The organism is Novosphingobium malaysiense (genome assembly GCF_000802225.1).
GTDB lineage: Bacteria > Pseudomonadota > Alphaproteobacteria > Sphingomonadales > Sphingomonadaceae > Novosphingobium > Novosphingobium malaysiense.
This window is the reverse complement of sequence record NZ_JTDI01000003.1, coordinates 1,210,369-1,234,536: the sequence shown is the minus strand read 5'-3', so window position 1 is coordinate 1,234,536 and position 24,168 is coordinate 1,210,369. Positions and strand designations below refer to the sequence as shown.

The following is a 24,168-nucleotide window of genomic DNA, read 5'->3' as shown; positions in this document are numbered from 1 at the left end:
TTTGGGCAAAAGGCCCCCGGTTTCGACAATGGCGTTCATGATCTCCCCAACAATCCTGCGGGCCGACCGCAAGGGCCCCCGCACTCGTCGGCACAAGCGCATGGCGCTGATGCTGGCCGCTTCGGCCGGACTGGCGCTCGCTGGCCTGGGCGGCGCGCGGCTTATCGCCCAGATCGAAGGCGACCGCGGAATTCCTCCGCTCGCCAATTCCGAAGACATCCAGGTCACCGGCATCGAAGTCGACGTTACGGCCAAGACCGGAGCCGAGGCGCGCCTTGAAGGCTGGAAGCAGGCCGAAGTGAAGGCTTGGAAGAAGCTTGGCGGACCGGACATGCCGACCGAATCGATTGACGCGATGGTCGCCTCGGTGGTGATCGAGCACGAGCAGGTCGGTCCGCGCCGTTACGTTGCCCAGCTCGGCGTCATCTTCGACAAGACCAAGGCGGGGCAATATGTCGGCGGGCAGGGGAGCGGCATTCCCCGTTCCGCCCCGATGCTGGTGATTCCGGTGCTCTATTCAGGGGGCGTTCGCCAGGTTTTCGAAGTGCGCGGGCCGTGGCAGCGGGCCTGGGCCGAATTCCAGGCGGCCGGAAGCCCGGTGGACTACGTGCGCCCGATCGGTTCCGGCGGCGAATCGCTGGTTCTGACTGCCGGCCAGCCGGGTCGCCGCAGCCGACTGTGGTGGAGCACGCTGCTGGGACAGTTCGATGCCGCCGACGTGGTCATCCCGGTTGCGCGGCTCGAACGGCAGTGGCCCGGCGGCCCGATCAAGGGGACGTTCACGGCGCGCTACGGCCTCGACAACACCTTCCTCGGCAGTTTCACGATGACGGCAAGCGGCGAGCAGGACCTGCCCGGCATGCTCGACAAGGCCGTCGAGAAGGTCGACCGGCTCTATCGCGATGCGCTGGTCCAGGGCCTGCTCAAGCCCGATCCCACGCTGAACAGCAGCCGCGTGGCGCTCGACCGTGCCTTTGGCGAACTCAAGTCGGCGATGATGCCCAAGGAGACGGAGGCGCCCGCACCCGCGGCGTCGCCGACCGCAACTGCCGGCGCGCAGGAACCTGGCGGCGTAGTTCCGGCGGAAGCCGTTTCGGTGCAGTTCGCTACGCCTGACGCGGCGGCTGTCGATGCCGCGCTTGCTGCCGTGCGCGGGGTTCCGGGAGTGCAGGGCGCCGCGACCGTCAGCCTTGCCATCGGCGGGACGTCGGTCATGCGGGTGACCGTGGCCGGCGGTGCCGAACGCCTGGCCAACGGGTTGAAGGCGCAGGGCTGGAAAGTCTCCAATTCCGGCGGTACACTGAAGATCAGCCGCTAGGATTGCGCCGCCATGAGGCAGATCGCGCTACCTTTGTCCGCCGCGAGCGAGAGTCCGCCCCGCATCGTCGTGGGCAATGCCAATGCTGCCGTCATAGACGCGCTGGCAGAGCCGGAAAACTGGCCGTTTCGCACCGCGGTTCTCACCGGGCCTCCGCGTTCGGGCAAGTCGCTCCTGGCCCGCTGGTTCGAGCAGTCGGGGAAAGGCGACGTGATCGACGATGCCGAGAGCATGGACGAGGATGCGCTGTTCCACCGCTGGAACCGCGCGCAGGAAAGCCGCCGCCCGTTGTTGATCGTCGCCAATCGCCTACGCGGCGAGGGCGAGGGGCGCTGGCAGGTTCGTCTGCCAGATCTGGCATCGCGGCTGGGCGCAGCGCTGGATCTGGAAATCGGCGAGCCGGACGATGACATGCTCATCGCGCTCATGGAACTGCACGCCGAAATGCGCGGCATCGTTCTTGACCATTCTGCAACCCGTTATCTTGTAGGACGGTGCGAGCGTAGCCATCTGGGCGTTGAACGTCTGGTCGCCGCGATCGACCGGCTCAGTCTGGAGCGCAAGCAGGCGCCGACAATGGCGATCTGGCGCGACGCGCTGATCGAGACTAAGGGCGGCGATCGTAAGGAACACTGAGCGCCGCGGGTGTGCATGCTTGCATCGCGGACGGATTGATGGGAGTTTCGGACAATGTTGGGTAATCTTGTCCGCTATCTGGATTCCATCGTCGCGCGCGATCCCGCGCCGCGGTCGCGTTGGGAAGTCCTGCTGTATCCGGGCGTCTGGGCGCTGTTCTGGCACCGCATCGCGCATAGCCTGTTCAAGGCGCGGCTGTTTTTCCTGGCGCGGATGGTCAACCACCTCTCGCGCTTTTTCACGGCCATCGACATCCATCCGGGTGCCACCATCGGCAAGAACTTCTTCATCGACCACGGCTTCACCGTGATCGGCGAGACGGCCGAGATCGGCGACAACGTAACCATCTACCAGTGCGTCACCCTGGGTGGCACCAATCCCACGAGCGGCGTCGGCGGCAAGCGTCACCCGACTTTGCAGGACAACGTGATCGTCGGCTCGGGGGCGCAGATCATCGGCCCCGTCACCATCGGCAAGCGCGCCCGCATCGGCGCCAGCGCAGTCGTGACGGAGAGCGTGCCCGACGGGGCGACGATGATTGGCGTCAAGGCGCGTTCCACGCTGGTTTCGGCCGAGACCTACGCCAAGCAGTTCATGCCCTACGGCACGCCTTGCAAGGAGCCCTGCGAGCCGGCGCCAAACCAGCGCGTGGACGAGCTGGAGGAGCAGATCGCTCTCCTGCGCGAACAGGTCGATGCGCTGACCAACGCGGCGGCCGAGCGCGAGGAAGCCGAGTCCGGCGGCCCTGCCTGCAAGGGCGTCTGACCTGAATGGCGGCAGCCCCCACCGGTTCCGTGAATTCCGCATCGTCCAGCGTTGTCGCCTTTCCCGCACAGGCCCCGCAGCAAGTGGGCTTCGACCGGTTCGAGCTCCAGCGCATACTCGATCTCTACGGTCGCATGGTCGCTGCCGGCTTCTGGCGCGACTATGCGATGGATTTCGGCAAGGACGCCGCCAGCTTCAGTGCCTTTCGCCGCGCTGCCGAGCGCCCGCAGGCCCGCGTCGAAAAGCGCCCTGGCCTGCGCAACAAGCAGGGCATGTGGACGCTGTTTGGTGAGGCCGGGCAGATCCTCAAGCGCGGGCACGAGCTGGCCGGCGTGCTGAGCCCGCTCGAACGCAAGCTGCTGAAGGTGGTGGATAGCTGAGGCGTTGGCTCTTGGGCGAGCGTTCGAGGGCGTTTTAGTGCACTCGAGAAAGCAGGAACCCGTTGGTGTGATCCAACGACTTGCCGGAATGAAACGGTATGTCGACCCACACGTCCGGTGCCGTCCATTCGTCGCGTATGGCATATCCATGTTCGCGAAAGAACCCGAGCAGCTCTTCGCGGTCGAAGATCCGATAGGGGGACACCACGCTCATGTGGTTCTGGATGGTCCAGTACGACGCGCCGGCTGTCAGAGGTACCTTGTTCAACACGATGTGGACCGGAGACTTCGGGCGGTCCAGCAGCCGTTTTATATCGCCAAGCGGATCACGCATGTACTGGATGCATCCGGCGCTCACCAGGATATCGCAGTCCGGCGCTTCATCGAGGGTCTCGCCAAATGAAAGAACGGGATGGTTTGCGCCATGACGTTTCCTGCCGCGAGCCGTAAGCGCCGGCAGGTCGACGACATGCCACCGCACCCCTTCGGGGATCTGCGAGTACCGCGATAGCAGTTCGAAACCGATACCCCCCGCGCCGCCCAGGTCGATGACCTGGTTCCCGGGTTGCAGGATCTTGGTCATCCACAGGATGTAGGGGTAATAGGAGATTTGGAATGTCGAGAGCCCGCCGTTGCTCGCGTCAGGCGTATCGTGCACGATCAGCTCGGCCAGTCTATCGTCGTCCCAGGTGCTCTTTCCGAACCGCTGAGCCGTGTCTTGAGCCTCCTCGAACGAACCGTAGAGGCCGAAATAGAGGTTCATTCTCTTGCGCCAGAAATGACTTGCGTAGAGTTGCGGCAGATAGGGCAAGCGTCCGAGAGCGTCTCCCACGCGGCTTTGGGTGAGTAATGACCTGACGACCTTCAAAGGCTTGGCCTCCTTGATGTTACCGCATTGCAGACATCTGTATTATATTCTCCGTGTTGCAGGAAGTGGACGCCTGGAGACAACCAAGATTTTCAGGCACGTTCAGAAGACGGATTTCGCACCAGCTTATTGTTCGAGCGGCCGGCCCGTGCCCGAGTTCAGTTTCTCGCACCGCTCAGCATCCGCAGCGCGTGATGCGATTGTTCCATGCCGTTCTCGAAAACATGGTCGGCCGTGCGATCGCGAATGCGCGGCCAGGCCTTTGCGAAGCCCTCAGCGGTGCGTTCGTCTTCGGGCAGCAGGATGCCTTCATTCATCGTGATGAAGGCGCTCTGGAACACGCCGCCGCCGGCCGCGACGATGGCATCGGTGGGGGCGTCCTCGGAGACGAGATATATGGCGGCAGGTACCACGTTTTCCGGCTCGAAGGCCTTGTAGGCTTCTTCGGGAAAGATGTCGGCGGTCATGCGGGTGCCGGCGGTGGGCGCGATGCAGTTGACGCGGATGTTGTATTTGGCGCCTTCCAGCCGCAGCGTGCGGGCAAGGCCCAGCACGCCGGCCTTGGCCGCGCCGTAGTTGGCCTGCCCGAAGTTGCCGCCGAGGCCGGTAGAGGAGGTCGTCATCAGCACGCGGCCATAGGCCTGATCGCGCATGATGTTCCACACCGCTTTGGTTGCATAGGCGCTGCCGAGCAGGTGGACGCGCAGGACCAGATCGAAGTCGGCCGGATCCATCTTGGCGAATGTGCGGTCGCGCAGGATGCCGGCATTGTTGACGAGGATATGGATGCCGCCCCATTTCTCCAGCGTGCGCGCAGCCATCGCCTCCATCTGCGCGTAGTCGGACACATCGCCGCCATCCGCCATGGCCTCGCCGCCCGCCGCCCGAATTTCCTCGACTACGGCCAGTGCGGCATCCGAATGACCGGTGCCGTCGCGCGCGCCGCCGAGGTCGTTGACGACCACCCGGGCGCCGCGTCGGGCCAGTTCCAGCGCATAGGCCCGACCCAGGCCGTTGCCTGCTCCGGTGACGATGGCAACCTGGCCTGCGAGGGAAATGGTCATGGGTTACTCCGTATCGCCCGCAAGGGCCTCTGTTCAACAGCGGCGCCCATAGCATGACTTGCCCCGGCGCGCCTCCCGAGTCATAGGCGCTCGTAACGAATCTGCCCGCTCGCAAGCGAAAGGCCCTGCGATGAAAGTCCGCGTCCACGTCAGTCTCAAGCCCGGTGTTCTCGATCCGCAGGGCCGGGCGATCCATCATTCGCTCGAGGGCCTGGGCTTCACCGGCGTCAACGATGTGCGCGCAGGCCGCCTGTTCGAGCTCGACGTGGCCGACAGCACCAGCGACGAAGCGCTCGACGACATGTGCCGCAAGCTGCTCGCCAACATGGTGATTGAAAACTACCGCATCGAGAAGGTGGCCGCCTGATGGCCTTCCGCTCCGCCGTCATCACCTTTCCCGGTTCCAACTGCGACCGCGACATGGCGGACGCGCTGGAGAAGGTTTCGGGCACCGCGCCGCACCGCGTGTGGCACGGCGACCACGACCTGCCCGAGGGGCTGGACTTCATCGCACTGCCGGGCGGCTTTTCCTATGGCGACTACCTGCGCTGCGGCGCCATTGCCTCGCGCTCGCCAGTGATGCAGGCGGTGATCGCCGCTGCCGAAAAGGGCGTGCCGGTGCTGGGCGTGTGCAACGGCTTTCAGGTGCTGACCGAAAGCGGTCTGCTGCCCGGCGCGCTGCTGCGCAATTCAGTGATCCGCTTCGTGTGCCGCGATGCGACTCTCAAGGTCGAGAACGCGCAGTCGCTGTTCACCAGCGGTTACGAGGCGGGGCAGGAGATCGTGATCCCGGTCGCGCACCACGATGGCAACTACTTCGCCGACGACGAGACGCTCGACCGGCTCGAAGGCGAGGGCCGCGTGGCCTTCCGCTACGTCGAGAACGTCAATGGCTCGGCCCGGTCGATCGCCGGCGTGCTGAATGCGGCGGGCAATGTCCTCGGCATGATGCCTCACCCGGAACGCGCCATCGAGACCGCCCACGGCGGCACGGATGGCCGCGCGCTGTTCGAAAGTGCGATCAAGGGGCTGATCGGCGCCTGACCGGCGGGCAGGGTCTACTCGCGGGCATCGCCAGTGATGTCGACCGCCCACGGCGGCACGTAAGGCCGCTGGCAAAGTTTCCGGGAAATCGTGGTGCGGGCCGATGGAGCGCAGGGCTCAGGCCGCGCTCTGCTTGGCGAGATAGTGCGGATTGCGGAACAGCGCCTCGGCATCCTGTGCCGGCATCGGGCGTCCGAAGAAATAGCCCTGGATCTTGCGGCAGCCGAGTTCGCGGATCAGCTTGACTTCCTTTTCGGTCTCCGCGCCTTCGGCCGTGGTTGACATGTCGAGGCTGTCGGCCATGGCGACAACGGCACGAATGATGGCCAGGCTCTCGATATTGCCGGTCGCTGCGCTCTGCACGAAGGAGCGATCAACCTTGATCGTCGAGAACCGCAGCTTGCGGAGATAGCCGAGCGAGGAATATCCGGTCCCGAAGTCGTCGAGCGCAATGCCGCAGCCAAGCGCCATGACCTGTTCGAGCGCCGCCTGAGCCTGGCTGGCATCGCGCAGGAAGATGCTCTCGGTGACTTCGATTTCAAGCCGGTGCGGCGAGAGTCCGCTCTGCGACAGTGCACTGACGACGCTGGCGGAGAAGTTGGGATCGAGCAACTGCTCGCCCGAGGCGTTGACTGCGACGCGCACGTGATCGGGCCATTTTACCGCTTCGCGGCAGGCTTCCTGAAGCACCCATTCGCCGATCGGAACGATGAGGCGGGTATCCTCGGCCAGGGGGATGAACTTGGCGGGGCTGACCGATCCATGTTCCTTGCTGTTCCAGCGCAGCAGCGCCTCGAAACTGACGACACCTTCGGTATCGGCATCTACCACGGGCTGGAAGGCGAGCTGGAATTCATTGTTCTCGAGCGCATTGCGTAATGAGAATTCGAGCTGCCGACGTTCTTCAGCGTGGGCGTGCAGGGCCGGTTCGTAGACGAAGTGCGCGTTGCCCCCGCTGTCCTTGGCGCGATACAGTGCAAGGTCCGCATTGCGCATGAGCGTCTCGACCGTCGCCCCGTCGCGCGGCCCGAATGCAGACCCGACCGAGGCGCCGACAAACAGCGTGTGGTGTTCGACCTCATAGGGCTGCGAGAGCCGGCGGATGACCTGTTGCGCGACGGATTTGACGTGTTCGAGATCGGAAGCATCGCGGATGACGATAGCGAACTCGTCGCCGCCGAGACGGCCGCACAGTTCGTTTTCGGTCATCTGCTCCTTGAGTCGTTCCGAGACGCGTGCAAGCAACTGGTCGCCGATAATGTGCCCGAGAGTATCGTTGACGGCCTTGAAGCGGTCGAGATCGATCATCAGGAAGGCGCAGCGGGTACGCCATTTCTCGGCATAGTCGAGCGCATCGCCGAGCGCTTCGGTAAGCATCATTCGGTTCGGCAGGCCGGTGAGCGTGTCGTATCGGGCCATCCAGGCGATCTTGTCGGTATTCTCGCGCGCCTCGGTCACGTCCGAACCGACGCCGCGGAAGCCATCGAAGGAGCCATCCTCGGCGAAGCGCGGAGTGCCGGAAAGCTCCCACCAGCGCGGCTCGCCCTTGATCATCACGCGAACCAGCAGATTTGAGAAGTTCTCGCGCCGCTTCAGCTTCTCGGCAAGGTCGTGCAGGCTGGTGGGAAACTGACCGGTTTCCCATGCAGGCCCGGAAATGAGCTGGATGAAGGACTTGCCTTCGACTTCCTCGGCGTCGTGGCCCAGGGCGAAGGCGAAGCGCGGCGAAACCGAACGGACGCGGCGGGCGGTATCGATCTGCCAGAGCCAGTCGGCCTTGCCCTCCTCGAATTCGCGAAGCAGCAGCGAGACAACCTCGTTCTTTTCGAGAATGCCGGCTTCGGCGACCTGGGTGGCGAGGTAGCGCCGCGCGCCCTCGACCGCGCCGACGAATAGCGTCCCCGTGAAGACCACAGTTATCGCGGCCATGTCGTAGGCGTGCGCGAACAGGAAATACACGATGGTGGTACCGCCGACGATGCCACAGAACAGCAGGGTGCTCATGGGAACGGCGGGCAGGAGCACCGCCGAAGCCGTCATTATCACGGCGAGCACGGTCCAGATCTTCACTTGCGTTGCCGCGTCCACGAAAAGGCCGAAGCCCGCCAGCGGTACCGCCCATGCCAGCCCATTGAAGGCGGCGGCGATCATCTGCGCGTGAACCTCGCTGCGTGAGACCCGGCGCCGGTCGGCTTCGGCGAGCGACTGATCCGTCCGGAAGCCATGCCACAGGCTCAGGACGACGAGCGCTACCCAGCCGAGAACGTACCCCGGCTCGGCCTGTCCCACCAGCAGCATGGCGGTGGCCAGCAAGGCCGCGACCTGCGTGGCGATTCGGGAAAAGGCGCCGACACTGAGGCTCGAGTACTGCAGCGCCCGCAAACGCGCCCAGTCGCCGTCTTCCGGGTCGGTGAGCCCGAGAACGGCCGAGACGGGAAGGTCCTTGGGGAGGGCCTTGTTCTGAAGAGACCTTATATTCACAAGGTCGCCCTTAACTCGGGAAGGGTTATTACCGAGTAAAGGGCAAGGGGTTCATTGATAAAATGCAGCCGCGGGGGCTCGGATCTATTATTCGACAGTTACGCTCTTGGCGAGGTTGCGGGGCTGATCGACGTCGGTGCCTTTGACGCAGGCGACATGATAGGCGAGCAGCTGCACCGGAACGGCGTAGACCAGCGGTGCGATCAGCGGGTGAACCTTGGGCATCTCGATGGTCGCGATGCAGCCGTCTCCGGCTTCGGCGATGCCCTCGGCATCTGAAATCAGCACGACCTTTCCGCCGCGCGCACGCACTTCCTGCATATTGGACACGGTCTTCTCGAACAGGGGACCCGAAGGGGCCAGCACGATCACCGGCACCGCTTCGTCGATCAGTGCGATGGGCCCGTGCTTCATTTCGCCCGAGGCATAGCCCTCGGCATGGATGTAGCTGATTTCCTTGAGCTTGAGTGCGCCTTCGAGAGCCAGGGGGAAATCGGGCCCCCGGCCGAGGTAAAGCACATCGCGGGCAGGGGCGATCAGGTGTGCCATGTCCGCGATTTCCTCGTCGTGGGAAAGGGCGGCATTGAGGCAGGCGGGTGTTTCCACCAGATGCTTGACCACCTCCATTTCCTCGGCGCGGTCCATGCGGCCCCGCACCACGGCCAGGTGGGCGGCCAGCGCGGCAAGGACGGCGAGCTGGCAGGTGAACGCCTTCGTCGAGGCGACGCCGATTTCCGGTCCTGCGTGGGTGGGCAGCAACAGGTCCGCCTCGCGCGCCATGGTGCTGGTCGGCACATTGACGACGACGGCAATGGTCTGTCCCGCGGCCTTGCAGTGGCGCAGGGCGGCCAACGTGTCGGCCGTTTCGCCCGATTGGGAAATGAACAGGGCAAGGCCACCCGGTTCCAGAACCGGATCGCGGTAGCGGAACTCGGAAGCGACATCGATGTCGACCGGGAGCCGCGCGAACTGCTCGATCCAGTACTTTGCCACCATGCCCGCGTAGTAACTGGTGCCGCAGGCGACGATGGTGATGCGCTCGATCCTGGAAATGTCGAAGTCGATCTGCGGCAGCGCCACCGACTGGTCGACCTGGCGGACATAGCTGCGCAGGGTCTGGGCCACCACGGTCGGCTGCTCGAAGATCTCCTTCTGCATGAAGTGCCGGTAGTTGCCCTTCTCGATGGCGACCGCGGAGGCGCCCGAGGACACGATCTCGCGCTCCACGGGGTTGTTGTCGACATCGAAGATCTGCGCGCCATCCTTGGTGATGACGACCCAGTCGCCTTCCTCCAGATAGCTTATGCGCTGGGTGAGCGGTGCGAGCGCCAAGGCGTCGGAGCCGAGGTAGGTCTCGCCTTCGCCGTAGCCCACGACCAGCGGCGAGCCGAGCCGGGCGCCGATCAGCATGTCCGGGAAACGGCGAAAGGCAATCGCCAGGGCAAAGGCGCCGCGGAGCTGGGGCAGGGCCACCTTGACGGCATCCTGTGGCGATACTCCGGCTTCGACCTGCTCGGAAACGAGATGCGCCACCACTTCGGTGTCGGTCTGGCTTTCGAACGTGCGGCCGCGCGATTCCAGGTCTTCGCGCAGGGCCCGGAAGTTCTCGATGATGCCATTGTGGACGAGCGCGAGTTCGGACGTGGCATGGGGGTGGGCATTGGCGGCCGTCGGCGCGCCGTGGGTCGCCCAGCGCGTATGGGCGATGCCGGTCACGCCCGGCGCGGGATCCTTCGCCAGTTCCCTTACAAGGTTGATCAGCTTTCCCTGCGCGCGGCGGCGGATCAGCTGCCCGTCATGCACGGTGCACACGCCAGCGCTGTCATAGCCGCGGTATTCCATGCGTCGCAGGCCGTCGACCAGCCGGTCCGCGACTTCTTCCCTGCCGACGATGCCGATAATTCCACACATGTGCCGTGTTCGCTGCCCTAACCGTGTTCACCATGCAATTGCAGGCTAGCGCTTGCCGAAACAAGCTTGAGAAGTGGTTTAGGCTCCCCGTGTGGCCCGCGCTTGTGGAAAGACCGCTCAATCGCCGTCGAGCAGGTCGCCGAAGCCGCCGAGGATCGAACCTTCGCCGCGCCGCTGTCCACCGGGGAGGGCAGCCGAGAGCATCCGGCCGGCAAGTCGCGAGAAGGGCAGCGACTGAATCCAGACCTTTCCGGGGCCACGCAGGCGCGCGAAGAACACGCCTTCGCCGCCGAAGATCATCGACTTCACCGATCCGGCGCGGACCAGGTCGAAATCGACGCCTGAAGTAAAAGCCGCGACGCAGCCGGTGTCGATGTGGAGTTCCTCGCCTGCGCGCAGCTCGCGCTCGATGACCATGCCGCCCATCTGGACGAAGACCCAGCCGTCGCCTTCCAGCTTCTGCATGATGAAGCCTTCGCCGCCAAACAGGCCGGTCATGATCTTTTGCTGGAAGTGGATGCCGATCGATACGCCGCGCGCGGCGGCCAGAAAGGCATCCTTCTGGCAGATCAGCCGTCCGCCGACCTCGTCCAGCTTGATCGGCAGAATCGAGCCGGGCACCGGCGCCGCGAAGGCGACGCGCGCCTTGCCCTTGCCGTGGTGAGTGAAAACGGTGGTGAACAGGCTTTCGCCTGTCACGAGACGCTTCCCGGCGCCCAGAAGCTTGCCCATGAAACCGCTGCCTTCGCCGCCGGACCCGTCACCGAACACCGTCGACATCTCGATGTCGGAATCCTTCCAGACCATTGCGCCGGCTTCGGCCACGGCGCTTTCTCCCGGATCCAGTTCTATCTCAACGAACTGGAGTTCCTGGCCCTTGATTTCAAAATCGACATCGTCGGCGATCGAGGAGCTGCGGCTATGGCTCCAGGGGCTGTTCGGCATCGCGTCACTCCGTATTTGCGCAAAAAGGGATGAATGCTGTGACCATTGCGGTGTGTGACGGTGTGATTTCGGCAATGCCGCTTGTCAAACCGCGCCGGTCGGATATTCTTGGCGCTTCAACGAACACCGGCTGACGATAGCGGTCCGGAAACAGGGCCCGGCAAAGACCGGCGCAGCAAACGGTGTTTTGGGGAGAGGAAGATTCGTCGATGCTCAGCCGAAGTGCGTTTGCAGGGGTGATGTGCCTGTTGGTCGCGGGAACAGCTCAGGCGGCGACCGTTGCCGAAAATTCTTCCGCCGCGAATATCCCCGAAACGACAGCACTGGCCGTGGCCTTCGGTCACGACATGAAGCCGCAAACCGGTTTCGATGCCAGCGCGCAGGTGGACAAGGGCTTCGACCTGATCCGCAGCGGCAAGCAGGCCAAGGCGGTCAGGGTCTTCGATTCCGTCATCGCATCGGCCAACCGGTATCTCGCCAGCGATCCCCGTGCGCCGCTGTGCCGGTCGGATCGCACTGCACCTGGCGCGACGGACGATAGCGTCGTGCTTGTCGATGGCGCCGTGTGCGATGCGCATTTCGGCAAGGGTTTCGCTCTGATCGACCTGGGGCGCGGCGATCTTGCCGAATCCGAACTGCGCAAGGCGACGGAGATGGCTCCGGGCAATGCCCACTTCGCCAATGAATATGCGGAACTTTTCAAGTCGCGGCGTGAATGGCAGGAGAGCTACGACCTGTTCGCCCATGCTTGGGCCATCGTCGACAAGGACAAGGACGGTCCGGACGCGTCGCTGGCGGCGCGGGCGCTGCGCGGAATGGGCTACAACAAGATTCAACTCGGCGATCTCGATTCCGCCCAGCGTCTGTTCGTCCAGTCGCAGGAATTCGAGCCCGACAGCGAGGCGGCCAGGATCGAACTCGGCTACATTGCCCGCAAGAAGGCGATCGGTTCGTAAGAAGCTGTTTCAGGGCGGAACATCTGAACGAAGAACAGCCCTTGGGTTGACGAAGGGCGCCGGACGTAGTGCGGTGCCGGCGTCTTCGACAAGCTCAAGATGAGCGGTGCCTGATAGCCTGAGCCCTATTTCTGGGCCTCGGCCTTCTTCTTCTTCATCGCATCGTGAAAGCGGTCGGCCCAGCCGGGTTTGACCAGCTGCTCACCGCGCACGAGACGTAGTTCGCCATCGCCCACGTCGCGGGTCACGGCGCTTCCGGCCGCGACGATGGCGTCTGCGCCGATCTTTACCGGCGCGACCAGCGCGCTGTTGGAGCCGATGAAGGCGCGATCGCCGATCACGGTCCTGTGCTTGAAATAGCCGTCGTAGTTGCAGGTAATGGTGCCTGCGCCGATATTGGCCGCGGCGCCTACTTCGGCATCGCCCAGGTATGTCAGGTGATTGGCCTTGGCGCCTTCGCCGAGCACCGCGTTCTTCATTTCCACGAAATTGCCTATCTTCGCGCCTTCCCTGAGCACGGCTCCCGGACGCAGGCGGGCATAGGGGCCTATCGAGGTGCCGGTTTCCAGCGTTGCGCCCTCAAGGTGGGAGAAGGCGTGGATCACGACGTCGTCGGCAACGGTTACGCCGGGGCCGAACACGACGTTGGGTTCGATGGTGACATCGCGCCCGATTTGCGTGTCCCATGCGAAGAACACGGTTTCGGGCGCGATCAGGGTAACGCCGTCCGCCATCGCCTGCACGCGGCGCTTCTTCTGCCAGCGCGCTTCGGCTTCGGCGAGTTCGCCGCGGCTGTTGATGCCGCCCACCTCATCGGGATCGTCGGTGATGATCACCGCGCAATCGCGGCCTTCGAGCGTGGCAATGTTGACGATGTCTACGAGGTAGTATTCGCCCTGGGCATTGTCGTTGCCGACCTTGCCGAGCAGGTCGAACAGGTCCGCCGACTTCACGGTCATGAGGCCCGAGTTGCACAGCCGGCAGGCGCGTTGTTCCTCGTTGGCGTCCTTGTATTCCACCATCATCGCGATCCGGCCGTCGTCGTGGGCGAGCACGCGGCCATATTGCAGCGGGTCTTCCGGTTCGAAACCCAGTACGACCACCGCGGGCGCATCCGGCGCGTGCAGCCGCTCGATCATCGCCCGCATCGTCTCGGTCCGCACGAAGGGTACGTCGCCGTAGAGGATCAGCACGTCGCCCTCGAATCCGGCTAACGCCTGCTCGGCCTGCTGGACCGCGTGGCCGGTGCCGAGCTGCGGCTCTTGCACCGCGATCGCGGCACTCCCGCCCAAAGCCCGTTCCAGCTGGTCGCGACCGTGACCGGCGACGACGACCTGCCGCTCCGGCGCCAAGGCCCGTGCGCTTTCCAGCAAATGCTCCAGCATCGGCCGGCCGGCGATGGGGTGCAGCACCTTGTGCTTGTCGCTCTTCATGCGGGTGCCCTTGCCGGCGGCGAGGACGACTAGGGCGAGAGGCTTACTGGCAGAAGTCATGGGCATCATCTGCCAGCAAAATGTTGCGGTTTCCACACCAAGACTGCACTGGGGCGGGCATGACTGCATTTCCTTTCGACATCGTCGGGTTCGACCTCGACGGAACCCTTCTCGACAGCAGCGGCGACCTGGCCCACGCGGTGAACCATGCCCTGGCCATCGAAGGCCGCCCGTCCATTCCCGCCGGCGAAGTGCGCGGTCTGATCGGCGGCGGCGCCAAGAAGATGCTGGCCAAGGCGCTGGACCTGACCGGTGGCGGCGTCTCGGATGCACGGTTCGACGATCTTCACCAAGCGCTGCTGACGTTCTACGAGAACAATATCGCGGTCGAAACGCGTCTGTTCCCGGGTGGTGAAGAGATGCTCGACGGACTGGCCGAACACGGCGTGAAACTGGCCGTCGTGACCAACAAGCTGGAGCGGTTCGCGAAAAGGATCTTCGCCGATCTGGGCCTGACGGATCGCTTCTTCACGATCATCGGCGGCGACACACTGGGGCCCGGCAGGGCCAAGCCGCGTCCCGATCTCCTCCACTTGATGCTGGAGCGGTCAGCCGGGGGCAGGGCGGTCTACGTCGGCGACACGACCTACGATACCGGTGCGGCAGCCGCGGCTGGCATGCCCTGCGTGGCCGTCAGCTTCGGGTTCAACGACAAGGCTCCGGCGGACCTGGGCGCAGCCAGCGTCATCGACCATTTCGATGAACTGATCCCGACGCTGCAGCGTCTCGGGTAGGGGCGCGGACAGATCCCGATTCGAGTGGTCGATCACTGGAATGAAGGTGTTCGGAGCCCGCCATGAGGAAAGTCGGGGCGCCGCGTCTCTTTCGCCGTGACGCCCCGACCGGCCCGATTTGTCGGCTCGTATAAGCCATCAGGTATTGGTGCGACCCGAATAGCCCGTTGTGTTGCAAATCGTGCGCACTAACCTAGCAATCCCTTTCGGGATCGGTCGGCGTGTGGTCTCTGGCTAATCCAGCCGCAGCATTCAGAATATGAAGAATTTAAGAATTGAGGTTTTACGTGTCCGTCTCGGGTGTTCCAAGACTGTCAGAACTCCTGTCGCCGGCTGATTGGGCGCTTATTGGATCGCTCGCAAGCCGCCGGAAATATGGTGACAGGGAAATCATTCACGAGCGCGGCGATCTAGACCAGTCGATCGGAATCGTCATCGCCGGCCAGGTCAAGCTCATCAACCCGCGTAGCGATGGCCTCGAAGTCTTTTCCGGACTGATTCACACGGGTCAGAACTACGGCGACGCTGCATTGCTGCATGGCGAGGCGCGGCAGCACCGCGCGGTGGCGATTGGCGAAACCGTGATCGATCACCTGGAAAGTCCGGCCCTCGATCGCTTGCTCGGCAATGCCGCCATTGCCCGCGCCTTTTACATTGTCGCGTCCTTTCGCCTGTCCGTGTCTCTGTCGCTGCTCGATGACATGCGAACCCTGTCACCGGAAGTGCGGCTGGGCCGGCTGATCATCCGGATGCACCGCGCCGCCGAAGGTAGCGAACGACTGGACTTCCTGCAGGAGGAGTTTGCCGGGATGCTCGGCATGTCGACCGTGACGCTCGCCAAGGCGCTCCGGCAACTGACGCGAAACGGTTTCATCGCCACCGGCTATCGCCACATCCGGATTACTGACCCGGCCAAACTCGCTACCTGGCTGCAGGAACAGGAAATGGCGTGAACAGTGCGGGCGCGCACTGGCGCGATCGAGCGCCTCCTCGGTGAAGTGAGCGCCGCACTTTTCGCTACCGCCCCACCGATAACCGCCTCAGGCAAGCGCAGCGGCTTGCCTCGCGCGGACCATCATGCCAGCCCTGAGCGCAACAGCTATAGGGAGACGAGACATGCCGACACCGGGAGAGAAACTGCGTACCCTGATCGAAAACGGCGAGCACTTCGTGTGCGGCGACGTGTTCTCCGCGATTACCGGGCGCATCGTCGAGCATGTCGGGTTTCCCGCAGCCTATCTCGGCGGCCACGCCTGTTCGGCGTTTCACTACGCCGTGCCCGACAACGGCGTGTACAGCCAGGTCGAGCAGATCGAGCAGGCCGCGCGCATCGCGCATGTCATGTCGATCCCGCTGATCGCCGATGCCGATACGCTGGGCGAGACGGTGGCGGACGCCTATCACTTCACGCGCCGCTACATTCAGCAGGGAATCGCCGGCTTCCATGTCGAGGACGAGCGCAATCCCAAGCACTCCAAGCACGTCAACGGACTGTGGTCGATCGAGGACCAGCAGGCCCGCATCGATGCGGCCCGCCGGGCGCAGCGCGACAGTGGGCAGGACTTCGTGATCATCGCCCGTTGCGACGAACTCTACACCAGCGAAATGGGCGGTGGCGGCACCGGCAGCATGGACGAGGCGGTCAAGCGCGGCCATGCCTATATGGAAGCAGGCGCCGACGTGCTGTTCTACCCACCGCGTCCCGATTGGGTGCCCGAAGTGGTCAAGGCGCTGGGATCGAAGATCCCCGTCGCGACCATGGGCTTCACGCTTCCCGATACCGCCTTCAACATGGCCACCGGCGGCTGGGTGACGGCGGCTGCCAACCACCTCAAGCTCATGCGCGAGCTCAAGGAGGAAGGCCGCATGATGTCGGGCAACTTCAACTTCCCCGAGAAGTACGAGCTGATCGATCACCCGCTCTACGACGGGCTGATCGAGGAATGGGCAGAGAAGACCGGACGCCCCACGCGCCCCAACCACGCCCCCTGATGCCCGCACGCAGTTGACCGCAGGGGCAATGCCTCTGGCGTTTCACGCGATGCGCCTTGCCTGCGCCGCCGCGCAATGATCCTCTCCCGGCACACAGCCGGCGAGGGGAGAGCGCCATGAAGTTCGGAGTGAGCGGAAATTTCGTGTGGTCGGGCCCGCCGATCACGGCGATGGCCAGGCATATCGAGGCGCTGGGTTTCGAATCGCTGTGGATGGGCGAGCATCCGGTGATCCCGGTCGCGGCGGCTGATGCCGTGCGCTACGGCGTGCCGCTGCCGCCCAACTACCGCAATATGCCGGACCTGTTCGTCTCGCTATCCGCCGCGGCGGCGGTGACCGAGAAGATCAGGCTGGGAAGCAACATCTGCATCGTTCCTCAGCGCGATCCCATCCATCTCGCCAAGCAGACGGCCACGCTCGATCGCATTTCGGGAGGGCGGCTGATCTTCGGCTTCGGCACCGGCTGGATCGAGGAGGAAGCGGAGATCTTCGGTTACCGGTTCGACAAGCGCCTTGGCCGCACACTCGATTTCATGCGCGCGCTCAAGGTGCTCTGGACCGAGGAAGAAGCGGCCTATTCGGGCGACTACGTGTCGTTCCCGCCTATCCACTGCAATCCCAAGCCGCTGCAGCGGCCACATGTGCCGATCCTGGTCGGCTCAGGCAACGACAAGACCGACAACACGGCGATCCTGCGACGCGTGGCGCGCATGGCGCAGGGCTGGCTGCCTTCGTTCCTCAGCCCGGCGCAGATGAAAGAGCAACTCGCCATGCTACGCGGGTTCTGCGAGGAGGAGGGGCGCGATTTCGCATCGCTCGACATCAGCCTGATCGTTCCCGCCATCAGCTTCGGTCTCGGCCCGCTGCCGCCCTGGGGGGCGGGCGCCTACGACGATCTCAAGCCGCGACCGCCGGCTGAACTGGTCGCGGAATACGAGGATGCCGGCGTCGGCCGCATCCTTCTCGGCGTGCCGGACCTGGAAGACGGTGGCGCCTTTTCCATGCTGGAGGACATCGCGGGCGGGATCGGCCTTGGCCGGACGGCGTAGCTGGAAGCAGCGATCACCCTGCTAAGCCGAATCCCGCTACTATGACAAGAGCCATGAACGCCGCCAGCGCAAGCACCAAGCCTATCACTTTATGGTAGCGATTCGAACCGGCAGGAATCCCTCGTCCACGTTGGTCGCTGCCGGTTTCCTCGGGATCGGCCGCATCGAAGTGATCGTCCCAGTCGCGGGACGATGTCACCATGTGAGGCCCGCTGACTTCACTGACGAGCGCAAGCTTTTCGAAAGCGACAGCCATGCTCTGTTCGTCGACGTGCCTGCAGATCGCTTGCAGGTCCGGATCGTCGCCTTCCGTAACCGGCAGCTTTTTCAAAAGTCGTCCGATCTGGGTGTCGAGCTCGTGCAGCCTGTCGACAGCTTCCAGCACGCGGCGCCTGTTGCCATTGTTCAGCGCGAGTTGCAGGCGGGTCAGCGACAGGCTGTTGGCCCGGCAGATCTGTAATCCCAGGTGCATGTCCTGGCGTAGCGCGTCATCGCCGTCGACAAACGGTCTTTCCGCGATTTCATGATCCTGGCGCTCTGCTGGACCGGTAATCAACCCAAGTCTCCCTCACATTCCTGGCCCCCACCAGGATACATTGTTGCAGGCAAGCGGCGGGGGAAAGCGGTCTTGAGATTGAGCGAGCGAGGCGCGGGCTATGTCGTCGCGTGGACGTGAGTGGCTCGGTCCGGAGTTGCCGGAGCCAAGGCGACTCGGCCGGCCGACTGATCCTCGGCTACGGCACCGGAACAGCAGCGGTGATCGCGCTCAAGTGAGCTCGCGCTTGTCCGGATACTTGCCCAGCGACAGGAATAGGGCGCTCGCGACGGTGAACAGCGGGAAGATGCCCCAGAGGACCGCCTCGTAAGTGCCCGTCACGTCATAGATGGCGTTCGCGATGAGCGGCGAAAAGCCGGACCCGACAGCGGACAGGCCTCCGATCACGCCGAACAGCGAGCCGAACACACGGTGCGGGAAGTAGCGCGTCGTAAGGTAGGCGCAGGCGTCGTATTCCGCACCGCTGGCGAGCCCCAGCAGGAAGCAGGCTGCCATCGCCGCGGCGGGAGATTGATCCGTCGCCAGCAGGACACCGGCCGACAGCATGGCCGCCATCCCGCACCCCGTCGCGATGATCCGGCCGTCGATCAGGTCGAGAAGGAATCCGCCGAGCACGCGTCCGGTGATGGTTCCGATGCCCAGCAGGCCGGCGATTTCGGCTGCCCGGACAAGGACGAAACCCTCTTCCATCAGGATGGGCACGGCGTTGATCCCGAGCCCGGTCGCCCCGATCGAGTAGATCAGCGCCGACAACGCCAGCCGGATGAAGCGGGGAGAGCGAAACTCGCTTGTCGCGCGAGGGAGAGGGGAGGCCGCGCGCGGCGCCCTGCTCCGGTCCCGGTATTTCTCGCCGTCACGGTCGAACAGGAAATAGATGAGCGGATAGGCAATGACGAGGCTCAGGATGGCAAGGCCGATATAGCCGCCGCGCCAGCCGAATTCCTCGACCAGTTTTGCCGTCAGGACCGGGATGACAGCAGAAGTGATGCCCGTTCCCGACAGCGCGATGGACATGGCAAGCCCGCGATTCTTGTCGAAGCGCATGGCGATTGCAGCGGTCCAGACCGTCGGGAAGATCAGCAGCAACGCAAAGGCCAGCACCACGTAGAGCGCCAGCCATGAAATCAGGCTCGGGCCTGCCGTGGACAGCAGACCGAGAGCGGCGGAAAAGGCCGGAATGCCGATCAGTGCAATACGACGCGGGCCATGCCGATCGAGTGCGCGTCCGGCGACCGGCGCCATGAGCAGCGTCACGATCAAGGTGACCAGCGGGCCTGCCGAAATCTGCGAACGGGACCAGCCGAACTCCCGCTCGAGCGGCTCGATCATCACGCCGAGAGCATAGGAGTGGATGGCCACCAGCACCATGCCGAACAGGCACGCGGGCATGATGCTGCCGAACTGCCGCCATTCCTGCCACGCTATGAGCTGTTTGCTCTCGCCTGATGGGGTCGTCATTTCCGATGGGGTTCCGGTGGCTTTGTGCGGGGGGCGGGATGATCGATCGCTTGACCCTAGGTGCCAATATCAACCTCGTATACATTCGATCTAGCTGGCCGAGCCAGAACGCCTGGCCGATCCCGACTGTCATTTCAGGATCATTTCAGCTTGGGTGCGGATACTCCTTCCGGCAGGACCAGAACCGCCAGTCCATCATCCGGTATCAGGTAGCGGCGCGCCATCACCGCCAGGTCTGCCGGTGTGAGGGCAAGGAGGCGCTGTTCTGCCTTTTCGTACCGATCGATCCGGTCGGCCTCGGACTGGGCGCGGGCAACCAGCGACATCCAGCCGTTATTGCTCTTCAGCGCATTGTGCAGCGATTCGAGCAGCGGTTGGCGAGCGCGGCGGAATACGTCGTCGCTGACCGGCGACGCGTTGAGATCGCGCACCACTTCGGCGATGGCATCATGCGCTGCCCGGACGTCTTCGACATCGACCGAAGCCGTTACCGAGAATGTGCCGTAGCCTTTCCAGTTGCGTGAAAGCCAACTGCTCGCGGAAGGGGAATAGGCCTTGCCCAAGGCTTCACGCAGACGATCGGTCAGTTCCACCCGCATGACACGTTCGAGCAGTTCGAGAGTGAGAGCGGAGACCGGATCGCTGTCGTCGCGGGTTGGCCAGGTAATCCTCAGAAGCGCCTGGTCCGTCGGTCCGGTATGACGGATCACGCGAAGCGAACGGTCGGACGTGAACGTGCGGGGCGGCTGGTCCTCGTAGGGCCGGAAATCGGCTTCGCGGGCCGGCAGGGCTCCAAGCGTCCTGGCCACCAGCGCAATCGCGCGGTCCTCGTCCGCATCGCCGACGATACCCACTTCGATGGCGCCGTGGGCAAGTCGGTTGCCGATGTCCTTGCGCAACTTGCCGTAGGTGAGGTCACGGTAATCCTGCACGGGCTGGAGGCTGAAACGCGGATCGTTGTCCGAGATGATGGATCCGATCTCGGCGTTCAGCGTGGAGGAGGGGGTTGCGCGCAGCCGGGCGAAGTAGTTGTTGACCGACTGTCGATACTGCACTTCCCCTTCGGGCCGGTAGCCGGGATCCGTGATCAGGGCTGTCAGCAGATCGAGCTGCAGCGGCAGGTCGCGCGGAGTTGTCCGCGCGCGCGTGCCGAAAGACGCAGCCCTGCGTGTCAGTCCGAAGCCGAGCGTGTGACCGGCAAGGATCGTGTCGAGAGCGTCGCGGCTGTGCTTGCCGAGTCCCCCTTCATCGAGATAGGCGGCCATTTCGCTGGCGAGCGGATCGGACTTGCTGTCGAGCATGTTACCGCCATCGATGGCAAGGCTGACCAGTATCTTGCCGTTGGCGATATCGGTGTGCTTGACGTTCAGCATCACGCCATTCGCGAAACGGACTTCACGAATGCCCAGTTCGGGGTCGCGGGTATCGCTCACGACTTTTCCGGGCGGGCCGAAGTCGGTGTACGCGAAGGTGGTCGCGGTGCTGCCGCCGGCCTTCGCGATGGGCTCTTCCATGACCTGCTGCCACGTCGCGCGGACCGCCTCGCTTCCGCCTTCGGGCGCAACGCGGCCTTCGAAGCGGATGAGCGGCCTATCCAGCGGAACCGCTTCGCGCTTCATGGCTGCCAGCACGGCTTCGGCGGTGATCTGCGGCGCAAACGCCTCGAAGCGTTCACGCACCGAGGTCGGCGTTGAGGGGACCGTCTCGTCTTCGACCAGAGACAGTGCCGACTGTGCCAGAGCACGGTTGGTTCGGGTCTCGCCCGAGGCCGCGGCATCATTGATCGACGTGCGGATTTCCGCGACCTGTTCCGCGATCTCTGCGGGCTCGAAGCCATAGGCAAGGGCGCGGCGGTATTCGCGCCCCGCTGCCGCCAGGCCGCGTTGCCATTGGCCGTCGACGGTATCGACGATCAGCCGGGTCGAGCGCGCGGCTTCGAAAATGTCTCCGGTGCCGAAGCCGGCGCCGCGAAAGGGCGGTTCGGCGGATCGGGCCAGGCGTCTCAGCCGCCGGTTGACGATGGCATAGCCAATGGTGCGCAAGAGGTTCTGCTGACGTTCGGCCACGGAGTCCGGCTCGCCCTGATATCGCCCGTTGCGCAGGATGGTCACTCGCTCGGACAGCGCCGGATCGATGTGGATTTCGGTCCGGTCGGCGTCGTCGATGGCCACTGGGCCCGCTGCGGGAGGCGGTTCGGCCGCGGGGCCGCGCCAGTCGTTGAAATGCCGAACGATGCCCGCTTCCACCGCGCCGACATCGAAGTCGCCGATCACGACCAGGGTCACGTGCTCGGGTACGTATTCTCGCGTGTAGAAGGCGCGCAGCGAGACACCAGTGGCCGCGTTCAGCGTGTCCGCGGTACCGATCGGAAAGCGATCAGGGTAGCGGGCCTCGGGGTAGAAGAATTGCGCGGCATCGAAGGTGTTGCGATAGCTCCAGGTGTTCCGGTCGCGCATTTCCGAGAGGATCACCCCGCGTTCGCGTTCGACCGCGTCCTGAGCAATGGTGAGGTTGCTTGCCGTCTCGCGCATCAGCATCAGTGCGGTGTCGAGCAGGATGGGATCGCTGCGCGGCAGGTCGAGCTTGTAGACGGTCCGTTCGAAGCTGGTCGAGGCATTGGTATCCGCCCCGAACGCAAGCCCATCGCGCTCCAGCAGCTTGACCATTTCACCTTCAGGAACGCGCTTGGAGCCGTTGAAGGCCATGTGCTCGACGAAGTGGGCATATCCCTGCTCGCTATCGGTCTCGTCGAGCGATCCCGCGCGCACGACCATGCGCACCACGGCGGTGCCGGCGGGCGTGGCGTTGTGGCGCACTATGTAGCGCATGCCATTGTCCAGCTTCCCGAAACGGAAATCGGAATCGACCGGAATGTCGCTTTTTTCGAAGGCCCAGTGCGGGTCCTGGGGGTAGTGGACTTGCTTCGCGGCCAGCGGCGTCGATGCCAGCATCGCGAGGACGGCAATCAGGAATCCTCTCATCGCGTTGAAAATGCCTGAGGGCAGCGCACATAACAAGGGCCGGACCGCACGGATCTGCGGACCGGCCCTGATCATGTGCCGTATCTGCTGGTGGCGCTTACTTGCCGCGCAGCTTGCGATGCTTCGACAAGTCGAAGACTTCGCTAGGGCCGTTGTCGTCCTGCAATAGGCCGAGACGACGCGCAACTTCCTGATAGGCCTCTTCCTCGCCGCCCAGATCGCGGCGGAAGCGATCCTTGTCGAGCTTTTCGCCGGTGGCCATGTCCCACAGGCGGCAGCCGTCGGGGCTGATCTCGTCGGCGAGGATCACGCGGCTGAAATCGCCATCCCAGATGCGGCCGAATTCGAGCTTGAAGTCGATCAGGCGAATGTTGATCGCCGCGAACATGCCGCACAGGAAATCGTTCACGCGGATCGCCATGTCGGCGATGTCCTGCATCTCGTCGTGCCCGGCCCAGCCGAAGCAGCGGATGTGCTCTTCGGCGACCAGCGGATCGCCCAGCGCATCGTCCTTGTAGCAATACTCGATCAACGTATGCGGCAGCATGTCGCCTTCGGGAATGCCCAGGCGCTTGGAGATCGAACCGGCCGCGACATTGCGCACTACCACTTCGATGGGGATGATCTCGACCTGCCGCACGAGCTGTTCGCGCATGTTCAGGCGGCGGATGAAGTGGTTGGGCACACCGATGTGGTTGAGGCGCGTGAAGACATATTCGCTGATGCGGTTGTTGATCACGCCCTTGCCCTGGATCGTGCCCTTTTTCTGCGCATTGAACGCGGTGGCATCGTCCTTGAAGTACTGAATCAGCGTGCCGGGCTCCGGTCCTTCGTAAAGGATCTTGGCCTTGCCTTCGTAGATCTGGCGGCGACGGGACATGGTGTTCGTCCTTCAAACGACAAAAAGCACAAACCCCGGCCCAGTCGAGTCGCGGGCGACTGCTCGGGCCGGGGTACTTGCGCGGGCATATAGTGCAAGCCGGGTCAAAAGCAAACTACCCGCAGTGCTCTTGGTGGACAGGAACGGATTGTGCATGGTGCTGGGGACGAGGGGAGAATGCGTGTGAGTGAACAAGGGCCGGGAACCGTGAAGGACTGGATTTCCCGTGTCGTCGGACATCCGGCGGTCTCCGCGTGGGTCGCCGTCGACCAGGACATGATTTCCGGTTTTGCCGACGTGACGCATGACTGGAACTTCTTGCATGTCGATGAGGAGGCCGCCAGCGCCGCCGGCATGGAGCGGACGATCGCACACGGCTTCCTGACGCTCTCGCTCATGTCGCCGATGCGGATGAATGCCGGCCTCTTGCCGTGCCCCGGCCTGAAGATGGCGATGAATTACGGGCTCGACGGCGTTCGTTTTCTTTCGCCAGTGTATGCGGGCGACCGCATAAGAGGGCACTTCACCACGGAAGAAATTGTCGAAACCCAGCCGGGTCGCTATCGCGAGAAGCTGCAGGCCAGCGTCGAGATCGAAGGGCAAGAGAAGCCCGCGCTCGTCGCCACCTGGCTCGCCTTGTACGTTACCTGAGGACCG

Annotated in this window: 22 protein-coding genes; 12 read left to right on the top strand and 10 right to left on the bottom strand. The window is 64.0% G+C overall.

Annotated elements, in window-relative coordinates; genetic code table 11:
* The first annotated feature begins 28 nt into the window (after window positions 1-28).
* The 4 genes from LK12_RS13760 to LK12_RS13745 are packed head-to-tail and all read left to right on the top strand — an operon-like array spanning window position 29 to window position 3,099.
* The gene (locus LK12_RS13760) at window positions 29-1,318 is read left to right on the top strand and encodes a hypothetical protein (RefSeq protein ID WP_039284691.1); all 1,290 of its coding nucleotides are present in this window, start codon (window positions 29-31) and stop codon (window positions 1,316-1,318) included.
* 12 nt (window positions 1,319-1,330) lie between these two features.
* On the top strand, window positions 1,331-1,954 hold the full coding sequence (locus LK12_RS13755; protein ID WP_039284688.1) for an HdaA/DnaA family protein: 624 nt from the start codon (window positions 1,331-1,333) through the stop codon (window positions 1,952-1,954).
* A 54-nt stretch (window positions 1,955-2,008) separates the two neighbouring features.
* Window positions 2,009-2,719 (top strand): serine O-acetyltransferase EpsC, encoded by a 711-nt coding sequence (gene epsC / locus LK12_RS13750; protein WP_039284684.1) that lies wholly within the window; start codon window positions 2,009-2,011, stop codon window positions 2,717-2,719.
* A gap of 5 nt (window positions 2,720-2,724) precedes the next feature.
* On the top strand, window positions 2,725-3,099 hold the full coding sequence (locus LK12_RS13745; protein WP_039284680.1) for a DUF2794 domain-containing protein: 375 nt from the start codon (window positions 2,725-2,727) through the stop codon (window positions 3,097-3,099).
* Between the two features lie 34 nt (window positions 3,100-3,133).
* Here LK12_RS13745 and LK12_RS13740 read toward each other — a convergent pair whose 3' ends face one another.
* A complete protein-coding gene (locus LK12_RS13740; RefSeq protein WP_156135476.1) occupies window positions 3,134-3,931 on the bottom strand; it encodes a methyltransferase, TIGR04325 family in 798 nt (265 codons plus the stop codon).
* A 194-nt stretch (window positions 3,932-4,125) separates the two neighbouring features.
* Window positions 4,126-5,031: an SDR family NAD(P)-dependent oxidoreductase gene (locus LK12_RS13735; protein ID WP_039284677.1), complete on the bottom strand. Its 906-nt coding sequence runs from the start codon at window positions 5,029-5,031 to the stop codon at window positions 4,126-4,128.
* 130 nt (window positions 5,032-5,161) lie between these two features.
* On the opposite strand from LK12_RS13735, the gene purS reads away from it, so the two are divergent.
* The gene (gene purS, locus LK12_RS13730; RefSeq protein ID WP_039284675.1) at window positions 5,162-5,398 is read left to right on the top strand and encodes a phosphoribosylformylglycinamidine synthase subunit PurS; all 237 of its coding nucleotides are present in this window, start codon (window positions 5,162-5,164) and stop codon (window positions 5,396-5,398) included.
* Window positions 5,398-6,075 (top strand): phosphoribosylformylglycinamidine synthase subunit PurQ, encoded by a 678-nt coding sequence (gene purQ / locus LK12_RS13725; protein ID WP_039284673.1) that lies wholly within the window; start codon window positions 5,398-5,400, stop codon window positions 6,073-6,075. Before purS ends, purQ begins: the two co-directional genes overlap by 1 nt.
* Window positions 6,076-6,192: 117 nt before the next feature.
* Here the strand turns inward: purQ and LK12_RS13720 are convergent, their stop codons facing one another.
* From LK12_RS13720 to LK12_RS13710, 3 genes are all read right to left on the bottom strand, one after another.
* Window positions 6,193-8,556: a putative bifunctional diguanylate cyclase/phosphodiesterase gene (locus tag LK12_RS13720; protein WP_039284669.1), complete on the bottom strand. Its 2,364-nt coding sequence runs from the start codon at window positions 8,554-8,556 to the stop codon at window positions 6,193-6,195.
* A gap of 87 nt (window positions 8,557-8,643) precedes the next feature.
* The gene (gene glmS / locus LK12_RS13715) at window positions 8,644-10,467 is read right to left on the bottom strand and encodes a glutamine--fructose-6-phosphate transaminase (isomerizing) (RefSeq protein WP_039284666.1); all 1,824 of its coding nucleotides are present in this window, start codon (window positions 10,465-10,467) and stop codon (window positions 8,644-8,646) included.
* A gap of 117 nt (window positions 10,468-10,584) precedes the next feature.
* Window positions 10,585-11,412 (bottom strand): TIGR00266 family protein, encoded by an 828-nt coding sequence (locus LK12_RS13710; RefSeq protein ID WP_039284661.1) that lies wholly within the window; start codon window positions 11,410-11,412, stop codon window positions 10,585-10,587.
* A gap of 209 nt (window positions 11,413-11,621) precedes the next feature.
* Here LK12_RS13710 and LK12_RS13705 point away from each other — a divergent pair, with 209 nt between their 5' ends.
* Window positions 11,622-12,368 carry a tetratricopeptide repeat protein gene (locus tag LK12_RS13705; protein ID WP_039284657.1) on the top strand — a complete coding sequence of 249 codons (747 nt, stop codon included), beginning with the start codon at window positions 11,622-11,624 and terminating at the stop codon, window positions 12,366-12,368.
* A gap of 125 nt (window positions 12,369-12,493) precedes the next feature.
* Here the strand turns inward: LK12_RS13705 and glmU are convergent, their stop codons facing one another.
* Window positions 12,494-13,861, bottom strand: a complete 1,368-nt coding sequence (gene glmU / locus LK12_RS13700) for a bifunctional UDP-N-acetylglucosamine diphosphorylase/glucosamine-1-phosphate N-acetyltransferase GlmU (RefSeq protein WP_039285372.1) — start codon at window positions 13,859-13,861, stop codon at window positions 12,494-12,496.
* A gap of 59 nt (window positions 13,862-13,920) precedes the next feature.
* Between glmU and LK12_RS13695 the strand changes: the two genes are divergently transcribed.
* The 4 genes from LK12_RS13695 (at window position 13,921) to LK12_RS23835 (ending at window position 17,636) form a co-directional block, all read left to right on the top strand.
* The gene (locus LK12_RS13695) at window positions 13,921-14,595 is read left to right on the top strand and encodes an HAD-IA family hydrolase (protein ID WP_039284654.1); all 675 of its coding nucleotides are present in this window, start codon (window positions 13,921-13,923) and stop codon (window positions 14,593-14,595) included.
* Window positions 14,596-14,882: 287 nt separating this feature from the next.
* The gene (locus tag LK12_RS13690) at window positions 14,883-15,548 is read left to right on the top strand and encodes a Crp/Fnr family transcriptional regulator (RefSeq protein ID WP_039284650.1); all 666 of its coding nucleotides are present in this window, start codon (window positions 14,883-14,885) and stop codon (window positions 15,546-15,548) included.
* A gap of 163 nt (window positions 15,549-15,711) precedes the next feature.
* Window positions 15,712-16,587, top strand: a complete 876-nt coding sequence (locus LK12_RS13685) for an isocitrate lyase/PEP mutase family protein (protein WP_039284647.1) — start codon at window positions 15,712-15,714, stop codon at window positions 16,585-16,587.
* Window positions 16,588-16,703: 116 nt separating this feature from the next.
* Window positions 16,704-17,636, top strand: coding sequence for an LLM class F420-dependent oxidoreductase (locus LK12_RS23835; RefSeq protein WP_052223390.1), 933 nt, complete (start codon window positions 16,704-16,706; stop codon window positions 17,634-17,636).
* 13 nt (window positions 17,637-17,649) lie between these two features.
* Here the strand turns inward: LK12_RS23835 and LK12_RS13675 are convergent, their stop codons facing one another.
* From LK12_RS13675 to purC, 4 genes are all read right to left on the bottom strand, one after another.
* Window positions 17,650-18,192, bottom strand: a complete 543-nt coding sequence (locus LK12_RS13675; RefSeq protein ID WP_052223389.1) for a hypothetical protein — start codon at window positions 18,190-18,192, stop codon at window positions 17,650-17,652.
* 210 nt (window positions 18,193-18,402) lie between these two features.
* Window positions 18,403-19,650 carry an MFS transporter gene (locus LK12_RS13670; RefSeq protein WP_039284643.1) on the bottom strand — a complete coding sequence of 416 codons (1,248 nt, stop codon included), beginning with the start codon at window positions 19,648-19,650 and terminating at the stop codon, window positions 18,403-18,405.
* A 140-nt stretch (window positions 19,651-19,790) separates the two neighbouring features.
* The gene (locus LK12_RS13665) at window positions 19,791-22,631 is read right to left on the bottom strand and encodes a M16 family metallopeptidase (protein ID WP_039285364.1); all 2,841 of its coding nucleotides are present in this window, start codon (window positions 22,629-22,631) and stop codon (window positions 19,791-19,793) included.
* Window positions 22,632-22,728: 97 nt separating this feature from the next.
* A complete protein-coding gene (gene purC / locus LK12_RS13660; RefSeq protein ID WP_039284640.1) occupies window positions 22,729-23,511 on the bottom strand; it encodes a phosphoribosylaminoimidazolesuccinocarboxamide synthase in 783 nt (260 codons plus the stop codon).
* 207 nt (window positions 23,512-23,718) lie between these two features.
* Between purC and LK12_RS13655 the strand changes: the two genes are divergently transcribed.
* Window positions 23,719-24,162 carry a MaoC family dehydratase gene (locus LK12_RS13655; protein WP_052223388.1) on the top strand — a complete coding sequence of 148 codons (444 nt, stop codon included), beginning with the start codon at window positions 23,719-23,721 and terminating at the stop codon, window positions 24,160-24,162.
* Window positions 24,163-24,168 lie beyond the last annotated feature (6 nt).

Coding starts and splice junctions, on each gene's coding strand:
- LK12_RS13760 (WP_039284691.1), top strand. CDS start 29: ATGGCGTTCATGATCTCCCCAACAATCCTGCGGGCCGACCGCAAGGGC.
- LK12_RS13755 (WP_039284688.1), top strand. CDS start 1,331: ATGAGGCAGATCGCGCTACCTTTGTCCGCCGCGAGCGAGAGTCCGCCC.
- epsC (WP_039284684.1), top strand. CDS start 2,009: ATGTTGGGTAATCTTGTCCGCTATCTGGATTCCATCGTCGCGCGCGAT.
- LK12_RS13745 (WP_039284680.1), top strand. CDS start 2,725: ATGGCGGCAGCCCCCACCGGTTCCGTGAATTCCGCATCGTCCAGCGTT.
- LK12_RS13735 (WP_039284677.1), bottom strand. CDS start 5,031: ATGACCATTTCCCTCGCAGGCCAGGTTGCCATCGTCACCGGAGCAGGC.
- purS (WP_039284675.1), top strand. CDS start 5,162: ATGAAAGTCCGCGTCCACGTCAGTCTCAAGCCCGGTGTTCTCGATCCG.
- purQ (WP_039284673.1), top strand. CDS start 5,398: ATGGCCTTCCGCTCCGCCGTCATCACCTTTCCCGGTTCCAACTGCGAC.
- glmS (WP_039284666.1), bottom strand. CDS start 10,467: ATGTGTGGAATTATCGGCATCGTCGGCAGGGAAGAAGTCGCGGACCGG.
- LK12_RS13710 (WP_039284661.1), bottom strand. CDS start 11,412: ATGCCGAACAGCCCCTGGAGCCATAGCCGCAGCTCCTCGATCGCCGAC.
- LK12_RS13705 (WP_039284657.1), top strand. CDS start 11,622: ATGCTCAGCCGAAGTGCGTTTGCAGGGGTGATGTGCCTGTTGGTCGCG.
- glmU (WP_039285372.1), bottom strand. CDS start 13,861: ATGACTTCTGCCAGTAAGCCTCTCGCCCTAGTCGTCCTCGCCGCCGGC.
- LK12_RS13695 (WP_039284654.1), top strand. CDS start 13,921: ATGACTGCATTTCCTTTCGACATCGTCGGGTTCGACCTCGACGGAACC.
- LK12_RS13685 (WP_039284647.1), top strand. CDS start 15,712: ATGCCGACACCGGGAGAGAAACTGCGTACCCTGATCGAAAACGGCGAG.
- LK12_RS23835 (WP_052223390.1), top strand. CDS start 16,704: ATGAAGTTCGGAGTGAGCGGAAATTTCGTGTGGTCGGGCCCGCCGATC.
- LK12_RS13670 (WP_039284643.1), bottom strand. CDS start 19,650: ATGACGACCCCATCAGGCGAGAGCAAACAGCTCATAGCGTGGCAGGAA.
- LK12_RS13665 (WP_039285364.1), bottom strand. CDS start 22,631: ATGAGAGGATTCCTGATTGCCGTCCTCGCGATGCTGGCATCGACGCCG.
- purC (WP_039284640.1), bottom strand. CDS start 23,511: ATGTCCCGTCGCCGCCAGATCTACGAAGGCAAGGCCAAGATCCTTTAC.